Below are 16,609 nucleotides of genomic sequence, written 5' to 3'. Positions count from 1 at the left end.
TATAATACAATATATAATTTACATTATGCTTTTTATTTTGTACAAAAAAGACTGGGAGTAATCCCAATCTGTCAATTTTTGATGTAATCAATCCTTTTTCAGACTTCCTGCGCGGGTGCGAGTGCGAGCATAGGCAGTCAGCAGGACAGTTCCGATGACTGCTACTGTCGCAGAATTCACCAGAATTGCTACAACACTTTGAGCAATAACCTTATTAACCGGCTCACCAGATACAATCACGTCACCAATTGGGCCGATAAGCCAAGCGATTGCATTGGCTCCAAACTGAATCAAGTTAAAGCGGATAATATCCTTGACTTCAAATTTTCCTTCTTCCACTTGGAAGAATTTTCTAAAGAGGCCAACCAATAGACCGAAGACTCCGCTACCGGCAATCCAGAACCACCAAAGTCCGCCACCGCTCATAGCGTCTTTAATGGCATGGCCAATGAAGCCCATCAAGAAACCGACGATTGGTCCAAAGATGACGCTAAAAAGAGCTTGCAGAGGGTATTGGAGCTGGATGCTGGTATTGGGTACAGGCGTTGGAATATTGATCATTCCGATGACCACGAATAGGGCTGCTCCAATTCCTGTTGCGACTACGTTTCTGATTGTATTATTTTTCATTTTCTTCTTCCTTAATTTTCAATTCTCTTGATTTCAATATGCCATTGGGCACCGACGCCAACATTGTAGGCCTTAGCAAAGGAACCTTGATTAATCGCTAAGCCGACCCGATAGAGGGAGTTGATATAGAGGATAGGCTGACCGATGCGGACATCCGCAAAGGACTTACCATAGGTTACTTGGTTTTGATAAACCAGCATGTCATTATTGTAAATAGTAACTTCGAAGCGGTCGCCAAATTCCGGTTTTAAGGTGCAGAATTCTTCGCGGGTAATAGATGTCCAGAGAGAGCCGAAACGAACATCCAGGATATCAATAGCTCCGCTGACATAATTATCCGCAAGCGTAGTTTCGACTACCTGAATTTCGACAATGTCTTCGACCTTGAGTTCTGGTCCAACCTCTTCAAAGCTGATATGGCCGCTGGCTAGCTTGGCACCTGTATAAGCATAGACATCACGACCGTGGAAAGTGTAGGAATGCTCCGTATCCTTACGGCGATTTTCCACCTCAGAAATTTCCCGAATGGCCTCAATTCCGACATGCTTCTTGATGAAAGACAGGGTACCATTGTCAGGCGTGACGATGTACTGTCCTTTTTTAGTCTTGGCTACCACACTCTTACGCTTAGAGCCAACGCCCGGATCCACTACCGACACAAAGGTCGTTCCTGCTGGCCAATAATTAACCGTCTGAAAGAGACGATAGCTCCCTTCAAAGATATTGTAAGGGGTGATATCGTGAGTCAGATGATGAATTTTCAGAGTGGGCGATTCTTCTAAGGCCACTCCGATCATGGCTGACACGGCTCCATCTACCAGACCAAAGTCCGACTGGAGTACGAGTAAATTGTTCATGTTTTCTCCTTAGTTATATTTTCGATGATATTTAGTCTGAAGCTGACTTGGAATGTCTCGCTTTAAGGATTTTCCTTCCTAACAGGGCTCCAAGTAAAGCCCCCAGTAAAATGCTGGCCATAAACCAGAGGACCAAGCTGGGTTCTGGCTTAAGCATGACTTTCTCGATATAAGCCTGAGTCTTTCCTCTGGCAAGAAGACTAGCTTCATACTGCTTGGGCGCCAGCCACATTAGGAAAATAGGACCCGCTGTGCTAAAGCTGAAAACCATAAAAGCCAGCAAGCTTCTAACAGTCTTTTGATAACCGCCTGACCGAGCTATCAGATCCGCTAAAATACCACAAATCAAACCAGGTAGAAAAGCTCCAAAGCCATGTCGGCTAAGCAGAAAGAAGAGACCCAGCAGACAGCCTAAGCCGCTGATTAGACCGAAGGTCTTTATTTTCTCAGTGTAGAAGATGAACAAAACTCCGCCAAAGAAAGCTGTAAAAGTTGGAGCATAAAACATATTGCCCGAGCGGTCAAATAAAAGCCCAACCAAGACGCCTAAAATCATGGCTAGGAAATAAAAGAGATAAAAGAAGCCAGCCTGCTTCAGTTTGTCTTTTCTTATAGAATATAGCATAAGTCTTCCTTTCCCGCTAGTCAGCTTGTCGATAACTGCAAATCAGCTCCTGAATGAGCTCTATATGCGTGTAGTAGTCAGCAATTTTCACATTCTCATCTCCGCCATGGTCCCGGCTGTTGGCATTTCCAAGTCCAAAAGCCGCCATAGGAACCTCCAAGGCCTCATAGACCGTGTGCATCGGACCAGTTCCAGCTGAGGTCGGCAGAACAGAGACGCCCTCTTGATAATAATCTTTAGCCAGCTCGATAAGATTGAGAATGGAAGGTGCGCTCATGTCGCTGCGATAGCTCATTTCTCCCAAGGTATAAGTCAGCTCAACTGCTGGATAGCCATTCTTGTCCAGCTGTTGACGAATCTTGTCTAACACATCCTCTGGCTCCAGACCAGGCACCAGACGAACCTCCATCTTGGCCTGGGCATCTGAAGGTAAAATAGTTTTAACCCCTTGGCCTTGATAGCCTGATCCGAAACCTTCAATATTCAGAGAAGGCTCAAAGTAAAAGCGACGGAGAAATTCTTTCCGTTCGTCCAACAAAACTGGTAATTTCAAGCCATAGACTTGACTCAACTCTTCAGGAGTCCGCAGGGCATATTCCTCAATTAGGGCCAGCTCTCGTTCATTTGGCTCTTGAACCTGCTCATAGATGCCTTCAACTAAGATGCGGCCGTCTGGACTGCGCAAGCTGGATAAAGCATTGAGCAAATACCAAGAAGCTGAATTGATAACGCCACCGAAGCTGGAATGGATGTCAACAGCTGCACTTTTGACTGTCATATCAAAGGTCACAATCCCCTTGTTACCGCCTGAGATTTCCAGTTGTCCCAGATTATTGCGGCTGCCTTGCTCCCAGACCAGTAAATCCGCTCCTCGCAGGCGTTTGCGATGCTTGGCCAAATATTTATCCAAGTCTGTCGAAGCAGACTCTTCTGCCCCTTCCATCATAAAAATAATATTGACCGGCAAATCACCGTGCTCTCGAATATACTTACGAACGGCCGTCAAACGAGCGGTAATGTGCCCCTTGTCATCATCCACTCCTCGCCCATACATAATCCCGTAATGAACTGACAGTGTAAAGGGATCATTGGTCCAAGGCTGGTCATCATCTGCCGGCACTGTATCGTAGTGGTTGTAGAAAATAATGGTCTTAGCAGCAGGATTTGAAGAAAGAAACTCCGCCAAAACAAATGGAGCAGTGTAGCTGTCGTCAATCATGACCTTGGCACCTGCAGCTGTAAAAATCTCTCCCAAATAGTTGGCTACTTCCTGCAGGCCAATCTGCTGGGCAAAGATTGATTTTTTAGAGATCAAGGTTCGCAGTACTTCAAAATAGTGCTGGGCTACCTCGTCGTTTTCAAATTTCTTGATTTGTTCAGTCTCAGTTGAGAAAGGCATGCGTTACTCCTATTAACAGCAGATAAAGGGCTGGGGAAATAAGCTTCCCCGCCCTTATCGTATTTCTTGTATCAAAGTCTAGTCAGCCAAATTGCAGACCGAACTTGATGGGATTTCTTACTTGATATCTTTTGCATCTGGCAGGTAAGAACCGCCAAAGAATTCTTGTGATAGTTTTTCAAGCGTACCATCCTCATAGAGTTCCTTGATTCGCTTGTTGACAAATTTTTGCAGGTCTTCCTGACCGCTTGCAATAATCGGATAGACATAAGGCTGCTGGTCGCTTGGAAGCTCAATCACTTCCAGATTATTCAAGCCTTGGTCTTTGATAATAGACTCTACAGTTATGCGCTCAAAAACTTTATAGTCCGTACGGCCGTCATTCAGATTGGCCAAGATTTGCTGAATGGTTCCGTCCGTATAATTGATTTTTGTCGGATTATCGCTATGTTCCTTGTTATAGTCCTCTAGTTGCTGAGCTGTTGAAGTCCCCTGAACAACCTCAGTAGACTTGCCGCCAATGTCATCCAGCGATTTAATGCCCTCACCCTTACGGACAACTAAAACTGTTGGATTTTTCGCATATGGACTAGCATAGAGATATTTGTTAGCCCGCTCCTCAGAATAGCTGATATTATTGGCACCGATCTGGTAGCGGTCACTGTCCAGACCTGAGAAAATAGAAGCCCACTTGGTCTTATTGAAATTGACTTCATACTTGTCTGAGTCCTTAAAGATAGCACGAAGGACTTCGATATCGTAGCCAGTCAGTTTACCGTCTTTATCCTCGTATGAAAATGGTTTGGTCGTTCCTACTGTTCCGACTTCTACCTTTATTTTCTCTGTTTTCTTCTCACTTGATGATGAGCAGGCCACTAGGGCACCAATGGCCAAGACACTGACAGCCGCCAGAGAGAAGTATTTCAAGGTTTTCTTCAGGTTCATATTTCGAATTCCTCCTAAAAAGTCTTTCTTTATCATATCAAATAAGGAGAAACTTGACCATTATATATTTTTTATGGAGGTGATAGCTTTTCTTTATCAGCTTTGAGGCAGCTATTTCTAGGCTTTTTGCTTGTAGTGCTGCAGGAGGAAGAGGGCGCTTTCAACATAGTAAGGAACGGAAACTTTGAAAGCTTCGTCGTCAATGACCATGCTGTCGTGATGGAGGTCAGGAGCATTTTCTGCCCCATTTGAGCCGATAAAGGCAAAGACACCTGGAAGTTTCTCCTGATAAAAGGCAAAATCTTCTCCAGCTGAGGATGGATTGGCTGGCAGGACCTCGGCTAGATTCTGTGAGTGCTCATAGAGCAGCTCGGCCAATTCGGGATCATTATAGGTCACTGGAGGAGTATGGTCCCAAGAAATCCTGACCTGAGCCCCAAAATTCTCCGCTGTATTCTCTACAATTCGGATAAAGTCTTTCTTGAGACGCTGCTGCAAGGATGGATTGAAGCTGCGAATGGTTCCTTCAAAAAAGCCCGACTGCGGCAGTACATTCCAAGTTGCCCCCGCTTCTATATGAGTTACAGACAAGACAGCTGCTTCAAAAGGAGACACAGTACGAGCCACTAGAGCCTGCAGATTTTGAATCATACTGGTTAAGGTCAATACTGTATCAACCCCCAGATCTGGTCTAGCCGCATGGCTGCTGACTCCTTCTACCTCCACCTTGAACTTCTCAACCCCAGCCATCATGGCTCCAGCTTTAAGTGCTAGCTGCCCTGCCTTAAGCTGAGGCATATTGTGAAAGCCGATAATAGCAGACACATCGTCCAGCAAACCAGTCGCAAGAACCTGACTGGCTCCCAGAGAAGTCTCCTCAGCCGGCTGGAAAATCAAACGAACTGTCCCTCTCAAATCTCCTTCCATAGCCTTGAGCAGCTCCGCTGCCCCCAAAAGGCTGGTCTGATGAAAATCATGGCCGCAAGCGTGCATGACGCCTGCATTCTGACTGGCGTAAGGCAGACCAGTCCGCTCCAAAATGGGCAGAGCATCGATATCAGCCCTCAGGGCAATAACCGGCTTGCCAGAACCAACCTCGGCAACCAAGCCCGTTTTCAGACCGGATTCTAAAATCCTAATCTCCAAATCTTCCAGATAGCCTTTTAGGAAAGCCGTCGTTTCAAATTCCTGCCCAGACAGCTCTGGATGCTGATGAAGATAATGCCGTGTTTGTATCAGTTTATCATAAAATTTTTTCATGGCCGACTCCTTTACTCGAATACACCTATCTATCAACCAGTATAGCACAAAGCTGGACGCGGAAACAAAAATAGAGAGCCAATCATCAATCATTAGCTCTCCAATTTTAGAATTATGATATATCACCTTCAAAAGAGATTACAATAGATTCATAAGAAAAATCACGCTCCAAGACCCATTTGCCATCAGTTTTGACAAATTTTAACTGATAATCTCGTTCTGGAGTGAGGAGCGGCCGTGAGTCCAATCCAGCCATCATGTCATCAGCATAATTCTTATCTTGTGCTTTATAGAATTCCGAAAGATTCGCATACTCAGAACGATGCTTGTCAGAAAACTCTTTACTGTAGTTCAGGATGGTTTTGCTTAGACTGACCGTTCTCGGTTTAATCTTAATCACTATCTCATTCGGCATGTACTGGGCTACTGTATAAGAAATTTCGGAGCGCTTTGCATTATTTTCCACATAGGCATCGATAAAGGCATTGACTTCCTTATCAGTAAAGGGATAGTCATGCAATTTACGTTTGAAGTCTTCAGCAAAAGCTGCTCTAAAGTCCTTTTTATCTTGCTCCAAATCGCCGCCCAAGACAAAATTTTCCTTGCTCTTGGACGACTTTGCCTTGTCTTTGCTTTTGGCGTCTCCACCTAAGAAAACGGCATTCAGATAATCAGAAGCTAATTTCTTTGAATCTTCGATTTGATCAGGATAACTCGAAGGATCAACATTTAGCTTGATTTCTTTGCTTTTCTCATCAGCATCATAAGTTTTCTTCTCATAGTGCAGTTCATATTTTTTATCCTTTTCAACCTTAAATACAAGATAACCAGACAGAGTCTTTCCCTTAGCTAAATCTTCATATTTTAGTATTTTAAAGTTTTCTGCATCATCATAAACTCCGACCGGTTGGATTTTCTCACCTTCTAAATCGTAGAAACCAATGTCTGAGGAGGAAATCATAATTTTTTCATCCGTTTTATTCTTAATTTCCAATGACAAAGCCAAGTATTTTGAATCAGCGGCCCCGTTGCTTGGCAAAATAAACTGGCCATCCTTAATCTTGATATCTACCTGTCCATTGCTGGCTACTTTCTTGTCCTTCTTCTCCTGACTTTGCTTACTTGTAAGATCCTGATTTGGAGTCGGAAGCAAGGCACAGGCAGTTAAGCTCATTCCTGCTAAAAGCAAGGTTGTGTATTGAAATACTTTTTTCATCATTGTCTCCTTAATAACTTAATAATATGACCTTTCTATTTTACCATACTTGGCTGCGCTGGTAAATACAGTTTGAGACTTCTCATCACAGAAAAACCTGTAGCTCAAACTACAGGTCAAGTATCTTTAGAATCCATCTACATTCGTATAGATTTTTTGGACATCTTCGTCGTCTTCTAAAACGCTATAAAGCTTTTCAAAGGTTTCGAGGTCCTCACCAGTCAACTCTACTTCAGACTGAGGAATCATTTCCAGCTCGGTTACTTGGAATTCTTGAATGCCAGATTCACGCAGAGCCACGATGGCCTTGTGAAGGTCGGTTGGCGCTGTATAGACAGTAATGCTTCCTTCTTCTGCTTCAACATCATCAACATCCACATCCGCTTCCAGCAGCTGTTCAAAGACGCTGTCAGCGTCGTCACCCGCAAAGACAATCACACCTTTATTATCAAAAAGATAAGCTACAGAGCCACTAGCTCCCATATTGCCGCCATTTTTACCAAAAGCAGCACGGACATTGGCTGCAGTCCGATTGACATTTGAAGTCAGAGTATCGACAATCAGCATAGAACCGTTTGGCCCAAATCCTTCATAGCGGCCTTCAGTAAAGGTTTCGTCCGTGTTTCCTTTTGCCTTATCAATGGCCTTGTCAATGACATGCTTAGGCACCTGAGCCTGCTTAGCTCGATCAATAACGAATTTCAAAGCTGTGTTAGACTCTGGATCTGGATCACCTTTTTTAGCTGCTACATAGATTTCCACACCAAACTTAGCATATACTTTTGAGTTCGCGCCGTCTTTGGCCGTTTTCTTTGCCACAATATTGGCCCATTTACGTCCCATTGGAGATTCTCCTTTTGATAAATTACATTTTTAATCTTTCTTATTATAACACAGGGAATCAGAAAAATCACTAAGAAAAAATGATAGCTCCTAGAAGATTCTGGTTGTATTGTTCAACTCCTGCTGGGCTGAAATCGAGACAAAATTGATTTCTGTTTTCCTTCCATAAAAAATCCAGCCGCTAAAAGAGCAACTGGACGGTACATTCTATTTCCTGAAACTAGCAGGCCTGTCATAACGGACCTTTGCCGAAATCCATCAAAATATCACTGATAATTTTTCACAATAGGCAAATCGGGTTTGCACCTGCTTAAGCAGTCAAAAACATCCTCTATTCTGCCATCCAAAAATGTGACATCTACTCGGACGGACTTGCCATGATAAGGCTTGACATATAGGTAGTCTCTCCGATAGCGCCTGACCCCCAGTCGAAAAGAAGCCTGCCCATCAGAAGTTCTTCCCCAAGCCGGCCGGTAAAAGACACTTTCCAGCTGATTCCAAGCAAAGCTATGCTCTTTCAAGAAAGCTCCTCGCACGGTCAAGCCCCATTCTGTTCCCGCAAGAACAAAGCACTTTTTACTCAGCTTGCGTCCCGCATGAACTATTGCAAAGATTTCGACTACAGCAGTCATGAAAAAAGCAAGTATAAAAGGCAAAATGAACGAGCGTATTCCTGCTCCAGGCATAGCCTTTTCGAAAGAAAATAGTATAAAGTAAGCTAAAGTTCCGAAAATAAGGCTTAAGGCTAAAAAAACAGATGCCAAGATGACTATGGTCAAATAGAGTCCTCTACGGTAGCAAAAAGCAAACAATAAAGGCATGGCTTTTCCCTTCTTTCTCAGCTAATAGTTTTGCTTATGCTTTACTGAGGCGCCTTAAACTCATCTTCCTCTACCTTATTCCAGTCAGAATATTGAGTATCTGTTTGAACATCCAAACTACCTTCTTCACCCTTATAAGATAAACCTAGTTTAAAGTCTTTTAAGAATAAGGTCTTTTTATCCAAGCGTACTTCTAACTTCTTATCCATATCAGCCTGAGTAACACCTGTTAGCTCTAGTTTGAATTCTTCACCAAAAAGCCCCAGCAAGTCAGCGTTTTTACTGCTTAATTTAAAGATATATTCATCACCGCTTTCCTTTACAGTGACATCATCAGCCATTTGATAAAAGCCATCCATGAGTTTGAAATAATCGGGCTGAACATAATAATCTGCTCCGCTTCCCATTTCTTGCTTAGACCATGTTCCATTTTTAGAAGAACGAGTATACAAAAGTTTATTCTCTCCGCCTGGCATAATCGCTTCTTGATAACTCTCCTGACCGCTCTCTTTTCCATCTATGATTAAATGCCCCTTGGCCAGTTCATCCATGCTTTTATCATAGAGAAGGTCTCCGCTCATCGTTTGAGTTTTATTGGAATCATCTACAGTGATAGATAATTTCACCTTCATTTTCATTGAAGTTAGATCTTCATTCGCAGTTTCTGCTTTCTCCAAGAGTTCTTCAATATCGTCAGAAGAAGTATTCTTTTGGCTCTCACGGGAGCTATTCTCAGTCCCACCCTGATTCTTTTGAGAATGCTTCTGCCCAATCAAGCTACAAGCCCCTAAACTAAGCGTCAGTAAAGCTGTAAGGGCCATAAAGGTAATCTTTTTGAATTTCATGAGTCTTCCTCCTTTGAGACATGGATAGGAAAGATAAGCATTCAATCAGCACAGCAATGTTTTATGGACCGAATGCTAGCTTTCATATCTACAGTCAAATCACTAAAAAGCAAATCGTGCTTCTTAGTGAAAACAAGTTTATTTTTTTATTATACCATTTTTTATTTACCGTCGCAAACAAAGCAAAAAGGCTGAACATTCAGCCTTACTTGTCTTTCATAATCGGAACTCGTCCAAAGTTCTGTTCCGTAAGTGCAGGATTGCCTAGTTGATAGACCTTATCAGCCTGCTGGGTTAGACTATCCCATGGCTTCTTGCCGATACGGCTGACCAATTCAGCTTTTCCCTTAAGCTTGGACAAATGCTGGCGTCCCTGCTCGGAAAAGCCTAAAATATGAACACCTGACGGAAGCTCTTCTTTCCTAGCTCCGACTAGGATATAGGTCAGCAGACGCCGGATCCGAGCCTTGGTATAGCGCTTGGTTGCCACCTGATAAACTAGCTCTTCTATGGTCTCACTGCTTCTCAAGGCCTCTCTAATCCTGACGGCCAACTCCTGATTGACCTGATAAGAGTCTGTTAAATCCGGACAGGTCACTATCTGGTAACGGAGATAAGGAAAGAGGTCCGACCAGGTCACCTTGGGAGCCGCTTCAATCAAGTGATGGGCTGGGGTGAATTTTTTGAGAAAGTCTGGCTGGTCCAGATTCTGACGAAGGGCAGTTGCAGAGGCAAATTCTTGATTAGCTGATAAGGAATGGTAGCCAGCTCCCTGACGTTGAATCGGGCACAGTTTTATATCTCTTCCCGCCACAGCCTTGGCATAAGCCAAGCCCAAGATATGATTGGGAGTAGAGCCTGAGAAATTGAGCCCTACAAACTCCTGCCACATGGCCTGAGTCTTCTGAGGATAAGATAGGGAATCAGGCAAGCTGGCCAGATAACCCTCCATCTGCTCTGCCTTTTCATCATAGACCTTGGAAATACTCTCGTAGTCCAGCACTTCCTCAGTTCCAAACATTAGATGATCAATGCCCAGTCTCTCTAAGATGTCTACCGCCCCCTTAGCGAAAAAGTCTGCCGCCTGAACGCTGACCAAGAAAGGCAACTCAAGGACCAAATCCGCTCCAGCTTCCAAAGCCATCTGTGTCCGAGTCCACTTGTCCACGATAGCCGGCTCCCCTCGCTGAACAAAATTGCCACTCATAGCGATAATTTTCAGACCAGAAGCCTGCTCCAGCAGATATTTGTGCCCATTATGAAAAGGATTAAACTCTGCGATAATACCAGTAACTGTCATCTCATTTCTCCGCCACAAAGAACCAGCGAGCGCTCTTGTCTGTTGGCTCCTTGTCCTCAAAGTCCGCGTAAACCTTGACATTCTTAAAACCAGCCTGCTCCAGCAAGATATCATAGGTCAGAATCTCATAGGTCCGCTCCTCATGCACCTCATCATGGCGCGTGAAGCGCCCATCCTCGTCTTGAACAAAGAAGGTCAGCTCATGCACGATAGAATGAGGCGGTTCGTCCGCATAGGAATCCCATACCATAGCAAAGGTTTCAGCATTTTCATGATAAGAATAGTCTGGAAAAACCTCGTCAATCTGGTAAATCGAGTGCACATCAAAGATAAAGCGGCCCCCTTCATTTAGATGCTGGTAAACTTGAGTGAAGACCTGACTGACATCGACTTCGTCCTCCATATAGCAAATCGAGTCTGAATAGCACGTCACCAAATCAAACTGACCGATGCCACTCAAATCCAGCATATTGCCCTGAATAAAGGGAATGTCCAAACTAGCCTCTCTGCTACGTTTTTCTGCCAACTCCAGCATTTCCTGACTCAGATCCAGCCCCGTCACCTCGAACCCTGCCTGCTTAAAATAAATAGACTGAATGCCCGTTCCACAGGCCAGCTCCAGCAGCTTTTTCTTATCCTTGGGAAAATGACGCAGGCTGAAATCCGTCCACTTCTCATACAAAGAATCATCCATAATCGCATCGTAAACCGACGCGAAGGTTTCATAAGTTGCCATACTTTTCCTTTCAAAAATAGCCCAGCCAGCAGGCTGACTGAGCTAAATTCTGCTTTCTGCCTAAGGGCAAAAATTCACTTGTTTTTTTCTTCCAATAAGGCAGCAACATCTACACCAGTTGCTTCGTGCCACAACTTTTCCAGATTGTAATGCGCTCGCATTTCCTCAGAAAAGACATGGACGACCACGCCGCCTAAGTCTAAGAGCACCCAGCCGCCAGCTGCGTCTCCCTCAACATGGCCAGCAGACAAACCTGCCGCTGCAGCTTTCTCACGGATATTTTCAGCTACCGCATCCAGCTGACGACTGTTCATCGAGCTGACAATGACAAAGTAATCTGTCACAGTAGTCAGACCTTGCAAGTCCAATGCCACAATATCTTCTGCACGTTTTTCATCGGCCGCTTTCACGACCAGTTCCAATAATTCTTGTTCTTTCATAGTTCCTCTTTAATTAAAAATGTTTTTGTAGTCTAGAACATCCGCAAAACGTCCGTCCCATATTTTTTGGTAAAAAGTATTTATTTTTTCTGCCGAAGAGTCTTCTCCATCAAAAGTTGTAAAAGCACCTTCTGGAATAACAAGTTTATAATCAAATTCGAATCCAACTTTAATTGATGCATCTACACAATATTCTGTCTGCATTCCACATAAAACTAGACGGCCAATATCTTCTTTATCCAAGTAATCTTTCAAACCTGTCTCTTTAAAAATACTATTATACTTCTTCTGAAAGACCTTTTCATCTGACTTTCGATTCAAGAGAGGAGACAACTGCCAATCTTCCAATGCATTGTCTTCTGGATTTTCCATATGCTGAATATAGATAATTTCGACACCTTTACTCCTAGCCTGACGCTGCAGAAAGGAAATTTTATCCATCATTTTATCAGACTGAAAACCTGTTTCCACTAAGATATTTTGTACATCTATAATGATTAGAGCTGTTTTCATTCTTCTATTTCCTTCAAATATCCTACAAAGGCATTATAGGTCTCCAAAGTTTGCGGATAGATGGGCATTCCCTTATGGGCTAGATGCTCCACAGTCCTTGCTGTTTCGTAGGCCACAGCTTGATTGAGCGACCGCTGGGCCAGCTCTCTGGCCTTGTCTACTCCCGGAAAGTCCCGGTTGTGCTCTATATAGTCAGCGACATAGACCACCTTGTCCAGCTCAGACATGGTGCCACTGCCCACTGTATGAATCTCGATGGCTCGCAGAATCTCAGCATCTTTGATGCCTAAATCTTCTTGGATCTTATAAATGCCCACCATGCCATGCCAGACATTATTGCACCAGTTTTTCAGGTCAGGATCCAGCTGGTATTTGTCAATCAAGGCCAGAAATTCCTCATCTGAAACCTTTTTGGCATAATCGTGTAGGAGGCCTGCAAGACCAGCTTTTTCGACATCAAGACCGAAGTGCTCCGCTAATTCACGAGCAGCCTTTTCCACACCTAGACAATGCCGCAGGCGTTTCTCCGACATGACTGTTTCCATCTTAGCCAGCAAGGCCTCACGGCTCATGCTGATATAGCTTTCATAGGTCATAGGTAAAGCCCTTCTTTCTCGATATAGTCTAAGACTGGCTGAGGCAGCAGGAAATTAGGAGTCCGTCCCTGAGCCAGAAAATCCCGCACCATACTGGAGGAAATATCCATAAGGGGCACATCCACCCAGATGACAGGGTAAGAAGTTCCCGCCTTGTAGCGCGGCCGCTGAACACCGACAAACTGAACCAGCTCAACCAGCTCATCAATCCGGTACCACTTAGGAAGATAGTCCACCATATCTGCACCGATGATAAAGTAATAGTCCGTATCGGGATGTTGCTCTGTCAGAAGCTTCATAGTGTCGTAGGTATAGGAAATTCCCTTGCGCTCCAGCTCAATGGTTTCAATTCCTAGGCCTTCAATACCCTCAATAGCTAGCTCCAGCATTTTCAGCCGATGCTTTTCATCGATGGTCTCTTTCTTGTCCACATGGGGCGGCTCATACTCTGGCATAAGCAGGACCTGATCTAAGCCTAACTGTTGTCGGACCTGATCCGCCACGACCAAATGAGCATTGTGGACAGGGTTGAAATTCCCTCCTAGTATGCCAATCTGCTTGCGTTTTTTATCTTTAACTTCTGGTTCTAAATCCACCTTGGTAAAGGGGGTCAGTAATTCAATAGCCATAGGCTGATATCTCCACAGAAATTTTTCCTTAAATTTGCTTTACTTTGACAGAGAGTTTGCGATTTTCCTTTTTGCTGGACTGCTTGTAGAGAATCAAGATCCGGCCAATCTTCTGCACCGTATCCACTCCGATTTCCTCTTCCAGAATCTCAGCAACTTCATGGATATTCTCATCTGTATTCTGCAAGAGCGTAACCTTAATCAGCTCTCTGGCATCCAGTGCCTGACGGACGCTGGTTTTGATTTGGTCGTTGAGTCCATTTTTCCCAATCTGAATGATAGGTTTGAGACTGTGTGCCTGACTGTTGAGAAAGGCCCGTTGTTTTGATGTTAGTGTCATGTTCTTCTATAAGGTATGAGACAGTTGGGACCTGCTTTTTCCCCACTGTTCATAGCCTTTTCCTTCCTTATTCTAAGGAGATTTATTCCCCTTGGTTTCTTGAGTATTATATAATAGCTTTCCGAGTGACAACCGCCACACCCTCTGGCGCCCAGCCAGCTACTCGGGCAGGTCCACTGACGCGAATCCAGCCCAAACCTGAGAAGACGATATCCGTCTTGTCCTTGATGGTAAATTCATGCTTGACCAAAGCTGGAAATTCTTTCTTTTCCTTGCCAACTGGCGGCACCAAGAGACTGCCGACATGCTTATCATAAAAGTCACTAGCACCTTCTAACTTGGTCCGGTGGAGCTTGAGCTCATTGTCAAAATATGCTGTGAAGCCCTGCTTGTCGCCTGCCACAAAATCGAAACGGCCTAGGCCACCCAAAAAGAGGGTTTGATTTGGATTAAGCTGGTAGGTTTTGGGCTTGATTTCCTTTTTGGGACTGATGTATTTGAGATTCTTAGCAGATAGATAGTGAGCCATCTGGTGACGATGGATGATACCCGGTGTATCATAGATATGACTGCCATCTGCCAAAGGAATCTCGATTTTATCCAGAGTTGTTCCCGGGAAGCGCGAAGTCGTAATAATATCCTTGTCGCCCGTGATTTCCTGAATAATGGCGTTAATCAAAGTAGACTTGCCCACATTGGTCACGCCGACTACATAAACATCACGTCCCTTGCGGCAATATTCAATCTTGTCAATCAAGTCCTTGATAGCCTGCTTGTTCTGAGCAGAAGTCAATACCACATCGACTGGACGCAGGCCTTCTTCGTGAGCCCGCTCCATCAGCCACTGGGTCACCTTGCTATCCTTGACCGACTTAGGCAGAATGTCCTTTTTATTCCCAACCAAGAGAACATCGTTTCCAGCAACAAAGCGAGGCAGGCCAGGGATAACCGATCCATTAAAGTCAAAAATATCGACAACATTGACGACCAAAGCGTCGCTATCTCCAACCTCATGGAGAAGCCGCAGAAAGTCATCATCCGTCAGCTGGACATCGCTGATTTCATTATAATGGCGCAGGCGGAAACAGCGCTGACAATAGAGTTCACCTGTCTCCAAGCCTTTTTCTAGAGCTGACTGGGGCGTGTAGCCTAGCTTGCCCTTATCTTCTGTCTGAATAGTGGCTCCGCAGCCGATACAGAGAAGTTCTTCCATACTTAAATTCCTTTTTTGTATTGAATTGGGCCGTATTTTTCAGTGATTTTCTTGAGCACACGGCGTTCACGCGCCCGATTGATCTGGGTCTTGATAGAGTCGTGCTCGACCAGTGGTTTAACCAAAATCGAGCGAATCCCAGCCCGATGAGCAGCCCGAATATCCGTCATGAGCTGGTCACCCACCATGACCACTTCATTTTTTTCGAAATGAAAAAGCTTGAGTGCTCGATCAATTCCCCAAGTGAAGGGTTTCATGGCCCAGTAGACATAGTCAATTTCAAACTTTTCAACAGCCCGCTTGACCCGTTTTTTGTTATTATTGGACACTACGATAATCCTAATACCCGCGTCCCGCAAATCATGGAGCCACTTCTTCATCTCTGGGGTCCCGTCAGGATTATTCCAAGCAATCAGGGTATTATCCAAATCCACCAAAACCGCTTTGATCCCCTGTCTTTTCAAACTCTCTACTGTTAAATCGTAAACTGCCTCGACCGCAAAGTCCGGCATATAATCTTCAATCGCCACATCTCTCTCCAAAAATTCGTATTCTCATTATTATAGCATAAAATGGGCTTTTTGGCACTTACAGCCTCAAAGATTACAAAAAGGGCAAAAGATGATATAGTAGTGATAGTATAAATGTTCTGGAGGTTTGTATGGCAGAAAAAAACAGGCAGATGCAGGCTGTTTCCCCTCTTTTGCAAAAGATTATCAACTGGTCGTCCGCTATTGGCGCTCTAGGAACGGTAGCCTTTTGTCTCTGGGCCTATTTCGCTGGCATCCTCCAGTCCAAGGAAACTCTCTCAGCCTTTATCCAGCAGGCGGGCATTTGGGGTCCACCCCTCTTTATCTTCTTGCAGATTCTACAGACAGTCGTGCCCATTATCCCTGGCGCCCTGACCTCTGTCGCTGGCGTTTTCATCTACGGTCATATCATCGGCACCATTTATAACTATATCGGTATTGTCATTGGTTGCGCCATTATATTTCACCTGGCGCGCACCTACGGTCCAGCTTTTGTTCAGTCTGTTGTCAGCAAGCGTACTTATGATAAATATATCAGCTGGCTGGATAAGGGCAACCGATTTGAGCGCTTCTTTATTTTCATGATGATTTGGCCCATCAGTCCAGCCGACTTTCTATGTATGCTGGCCGCCCTGACCAAGATGACTTTTAAAAAGTACATGCTGATTATCCTTCTCTGCAAGCCTATCACTCTCGTCATCTATACCTACGGATTGACCTATATCATTGATTTTTTCTGGAAAATGGTCTCCAAATGAAAAGAAGTTGAATTGCACCGCACCCCAAAAGTTAGACAGAAAAAATCTAACTTTTTGGGGGGTTAAAATGAAACTAACTTATGAGGATAAAGTTCGAATCTATGAACTAAGAA

Annotated in this window: 20 protein-coding genes; 1 reads left to right on the top strand and 19 read right to left on the bottom strand. The window is 44.3% G+C overall.

Annotation, left to right across the window (positions count from 1 at the left end):
- Nucleotides 1-87 precede the first annotated feature (87 nt).
- The 19 genes from HMPREF1150_RS05105 to HMPREF1150_RS05190 all read right to left on the bottom strand — a co-directional run bounded on the left by HMPREF1150_RS05105 (nt 88) and on the right by HMPREF1150_RS05190 (nt 15,738).
- The gene (locus HMPREF1150_RS05105) at nt 88-630 is read right to left on the bottom strand and encodes an ECF-type riboflavin transporter substrate-binding protein (RefSeq protein WP_009659966.1); all 543 of its coding nucleotides are present in this window, start codon (nt 628-630) and stop codon (nt 88-90) included.
- A gap of 11 nt (nt 631-641) precedes the next feature.
- Entirely contained in the window at nt 642-1,487 is an 846-nt protein-coding gene (locus tag HMPREF1150_RS05110) for an S-adenosyl-l-methionine hydroxide adenosyltransferase family protein (RefSeq protein WP_002911906.1), read from the bottom strand.
- Between the two features lie 31 nt (nt 1,488-1,518).
- The gene (locus HMPREF1150_RS05115) at nt 1,519-2,112 is read right to left on the bottom strand and encodes an MptD family putative ECF transporter S component (protein WP_009659890.1); all 594 of its coding nucleotides are present in this window, start codon (nt 2,110-2,112) and stop codon (nt 1,519-1,521) included.
- A 16-nt stretch (nt 2,113-2,128) separates the two neighbouring features.
- Nucleotides 2,129-3,511: a M20/M25/M40 family metallo-hydrolase gene (locus HMPREF1150_RS05120; protein WP_009659856.1), complete on the bottom strand. Its 1,383-nt coding sequence runs from the start codon at nt 3,509-3,511 to the stop codon at nt 2,129-2,131.
- A 117-nt stretch (nt 3,512-3,628) separates the two neighbouring features.
- On the bottom strand, nt 3,629-4,456 hold the full coding sequence (locus HMPREF1150_RS05125; protein ID WP_009659877.1) for an amino acid ABC transporter substrate-binding protein: 828 nt from the start codon (nt 4,454-4,456) through the stop codon (nt 3,629-3,631).
- Between the two features lie 117 nt (nt 4,457-4,573).
- Nucleotides 4,574-5,716, bottom strand: coding sequence for a M20 peptidase aminoacylase family protein (locus HMPREF1150_RS05130; protein ID WP_009659958.1), 1,143 nt, complete (start codon nt 5,714-5,716; stop codon nt 4,574-4,576).
- A gap of 112 nt (nt 5,717-5,828) precedes the next feature.
- Nucleotides 5,829-6,935 carry a DUF4352 domain-containing protein gene (locus HMPREF1150_RS05135; protein WP_185773814.1) on the bottom strand — a complete coding sequence of 369 codons (1,107 nt, stop codon included), beginning with the start codon at nt 6,933-6,935 and terminating at the stop codon, nt 5,829-5,831.
- A gap of 123 nt (nt 6,936-7,058) precedes the next feature.
- On the bottom strand, nt 7,059-7,775 hold the full coding sequence (locus HMPREF1150_RS05140) for a YebC/PmpR family DNA-binding transcriptional regulator (RefSeq protein ID WP_002907099.1): 717 nt from the start codon (nt 7,773-7,775) through the stop codon (nt 7,059-7,061).
- Nucleotides 7,776-8,041: 266 nt separating this feature from the next.
- The gene (locus HMPREF1150_RS0111200; protein WP_032905527.1) at nt 8,042-8,407 is read right to left on the bottom strand and encodes a hypothetical protein; all 366 of its coding nucleotides are present in this window, start codon (nt 8,405-8,407) and stop codon (nt 8,042-8,044) included.
- Nucleotides 8,408-8,637: 230 nt separating this feature from the next.
- Nucleotides 8,638-9,441 (bottom strand): DUF6612 family protein, encoded by an 804-nt coding sequence (locus HMPREF1150_RS05145; protein ID WP_009659861.1) that lies wholly within the window; start codon nt 9,439-9,441, stop codon nt 8,638-8,640.
- A 205-nt stretch (nt 9,442-9,646) separates the two neighbouring features.
- Entirely contained in the window at nt 9,647-10,741 is a 1,095-nt protein-coding gene (locus HMPREF1150_RS05150; protein ID WP_009659903.1) for a nucleotidyltransferase, read from the bottom strand.
- A 1-nt stretch (nt 10,742) separates the two neighbouring features.
- Nucleotides 10,743-11,477 carry a class I SAM-dependent methyltransferase gene (locus HMPREF1150_RS05155; RefSeq protein WP_009659918.1) on the bottom strand — a complete coding sequence of 245 codons (735 nt, stop codon included), beginning with the start codon at nt 11,475-11,477 and terminating at the stop codon, nt 10,743-10,745.
- A 74-nt stretch (nt 11,478-11,551) separates the two neighbouring features.
- Nucleotides 11,552-11,917, bottom strand: coding sequence for a ribosome silencing factor (rsfS, locus tag HMPREF1150_RS05160; RefSeq protein WP_009659848.1), 366 nt, complete (start codon nt 11,915-11,917; stop codon nt 11,552-11,554).
- Nucleotides 11,918-11,926: 9 nt separating this feature from the next.
- Nucleotides 11,927-12,430, bottom strand: a complete 504-nt coding sequence (locus HMPREF1150_RS05165) for a cysteine hydrolase family protein (protein ID WP_009659959.1) — start codon at nt 12,428-12,430, stop codon at nt 11,927-11,929.
- Nucleotides 12,427-13,026: a bis(5'-nucleosyl)-tetraphosphatase (symmetrical) YqeK gene (gene yqeK / locus HMPREF1150_RS05170; protein ID WP_009659965.1), complete on the bottom strand. Its 600-nt coding sequence runs from the start codon at nt 13,024-13,026 to the stop codon at nt 12,427-12,429. The genes HMPREF1150_RS05165 and yqeK overlap by 4 nt, the downstream gene beginning before the upstream one ends.
- A complete protein-coding gene (locus tag HMPREF1150_RS05175; protein ID WP_009659864.1) occupies nt 13,023-13,655 on the bottom strand; it encodes a nicotinate-nucleotide adenylyltransferase in 633 nt (210 codons plus the stop codon). The genes yqeK and HMPREF1150_RS05175 overlap by 4 nt, the downstream gene beginning before the upstream one ends.
- Nucleotides 13,656-13,683: 28 nt before the next feature.
- Nucleotides 13,684-13,995 carry a ribosome assembly RNA-binding protein YhbY gene (gene yhbY / locus HMPREF1150_RS05180; protein WP_002896287.1) on the bottom strand — a complete coding sequence of 104 codons (312 nt, stop codon included), beginning with the start codon at nt 13,993-13,995 and terminating at the stop codon, nt 13,684-13,686.
- Between the two features lie 106 nt (nt 13,996-14,101).
- Nucleotides 14,102-15,208, bottom strand: coding sequence for a ribosome biogenesis GTPase YqeH (gene yqeH, locus HMPREF1150_RS05185; RefSeq protein ID WP_009659946.1), 1,107 nt, complete (start codon nt 15,206-15,208; stop codon nt 14,102-14,104).
- Nucleotides 15,209-15,210: 2 nt separating this feature from the next.
- Nucleotides 15,211-15,738 carry a YqeG family HAD IIIA-type phosphatase gene (locus tag HMPREF1150_RS05190; protein WP_009659961.1) on the bottom strand — a complete coding sequence of 176 codons (528 nt, stop codon included), beginning with the start codon at nt 15,736-15,738 and terminating at the stop codon, nt 15,211-15,213.
- Between the two features lie 131 nt (nt 15,739-15,869).
- Here HMPREF1150_RS05190 and HMPREF1150_RS05195 point away from each other — a divergent pair, with 131 nt between their 5' ends.
- Complete coding sequence (locus HMPREF1150_RS05195) at nt 15,870-16,496, top strand: TVP38/TMEM64 family protein (protein WP_009659851.1); 627 nt, start codon at nt 15,870-15,872, stop codon at nt 16,494-16,496.
- The last annotated feature ends 113 nt before the right edge of the window (nt 16,497-16,609 follow it).

This window comes from Streptococcus sp. AS14, assembly GCF_000286495.1.
GTDB lineage: Bacteria > Bacillota > Bacilli > Lactobacillales > Streptococcaceae > Streptococcus > Streptococcus sanguinis_P.
This window is presented reverse-complemented; position numbering and strand designations above follow the sequence as displayed.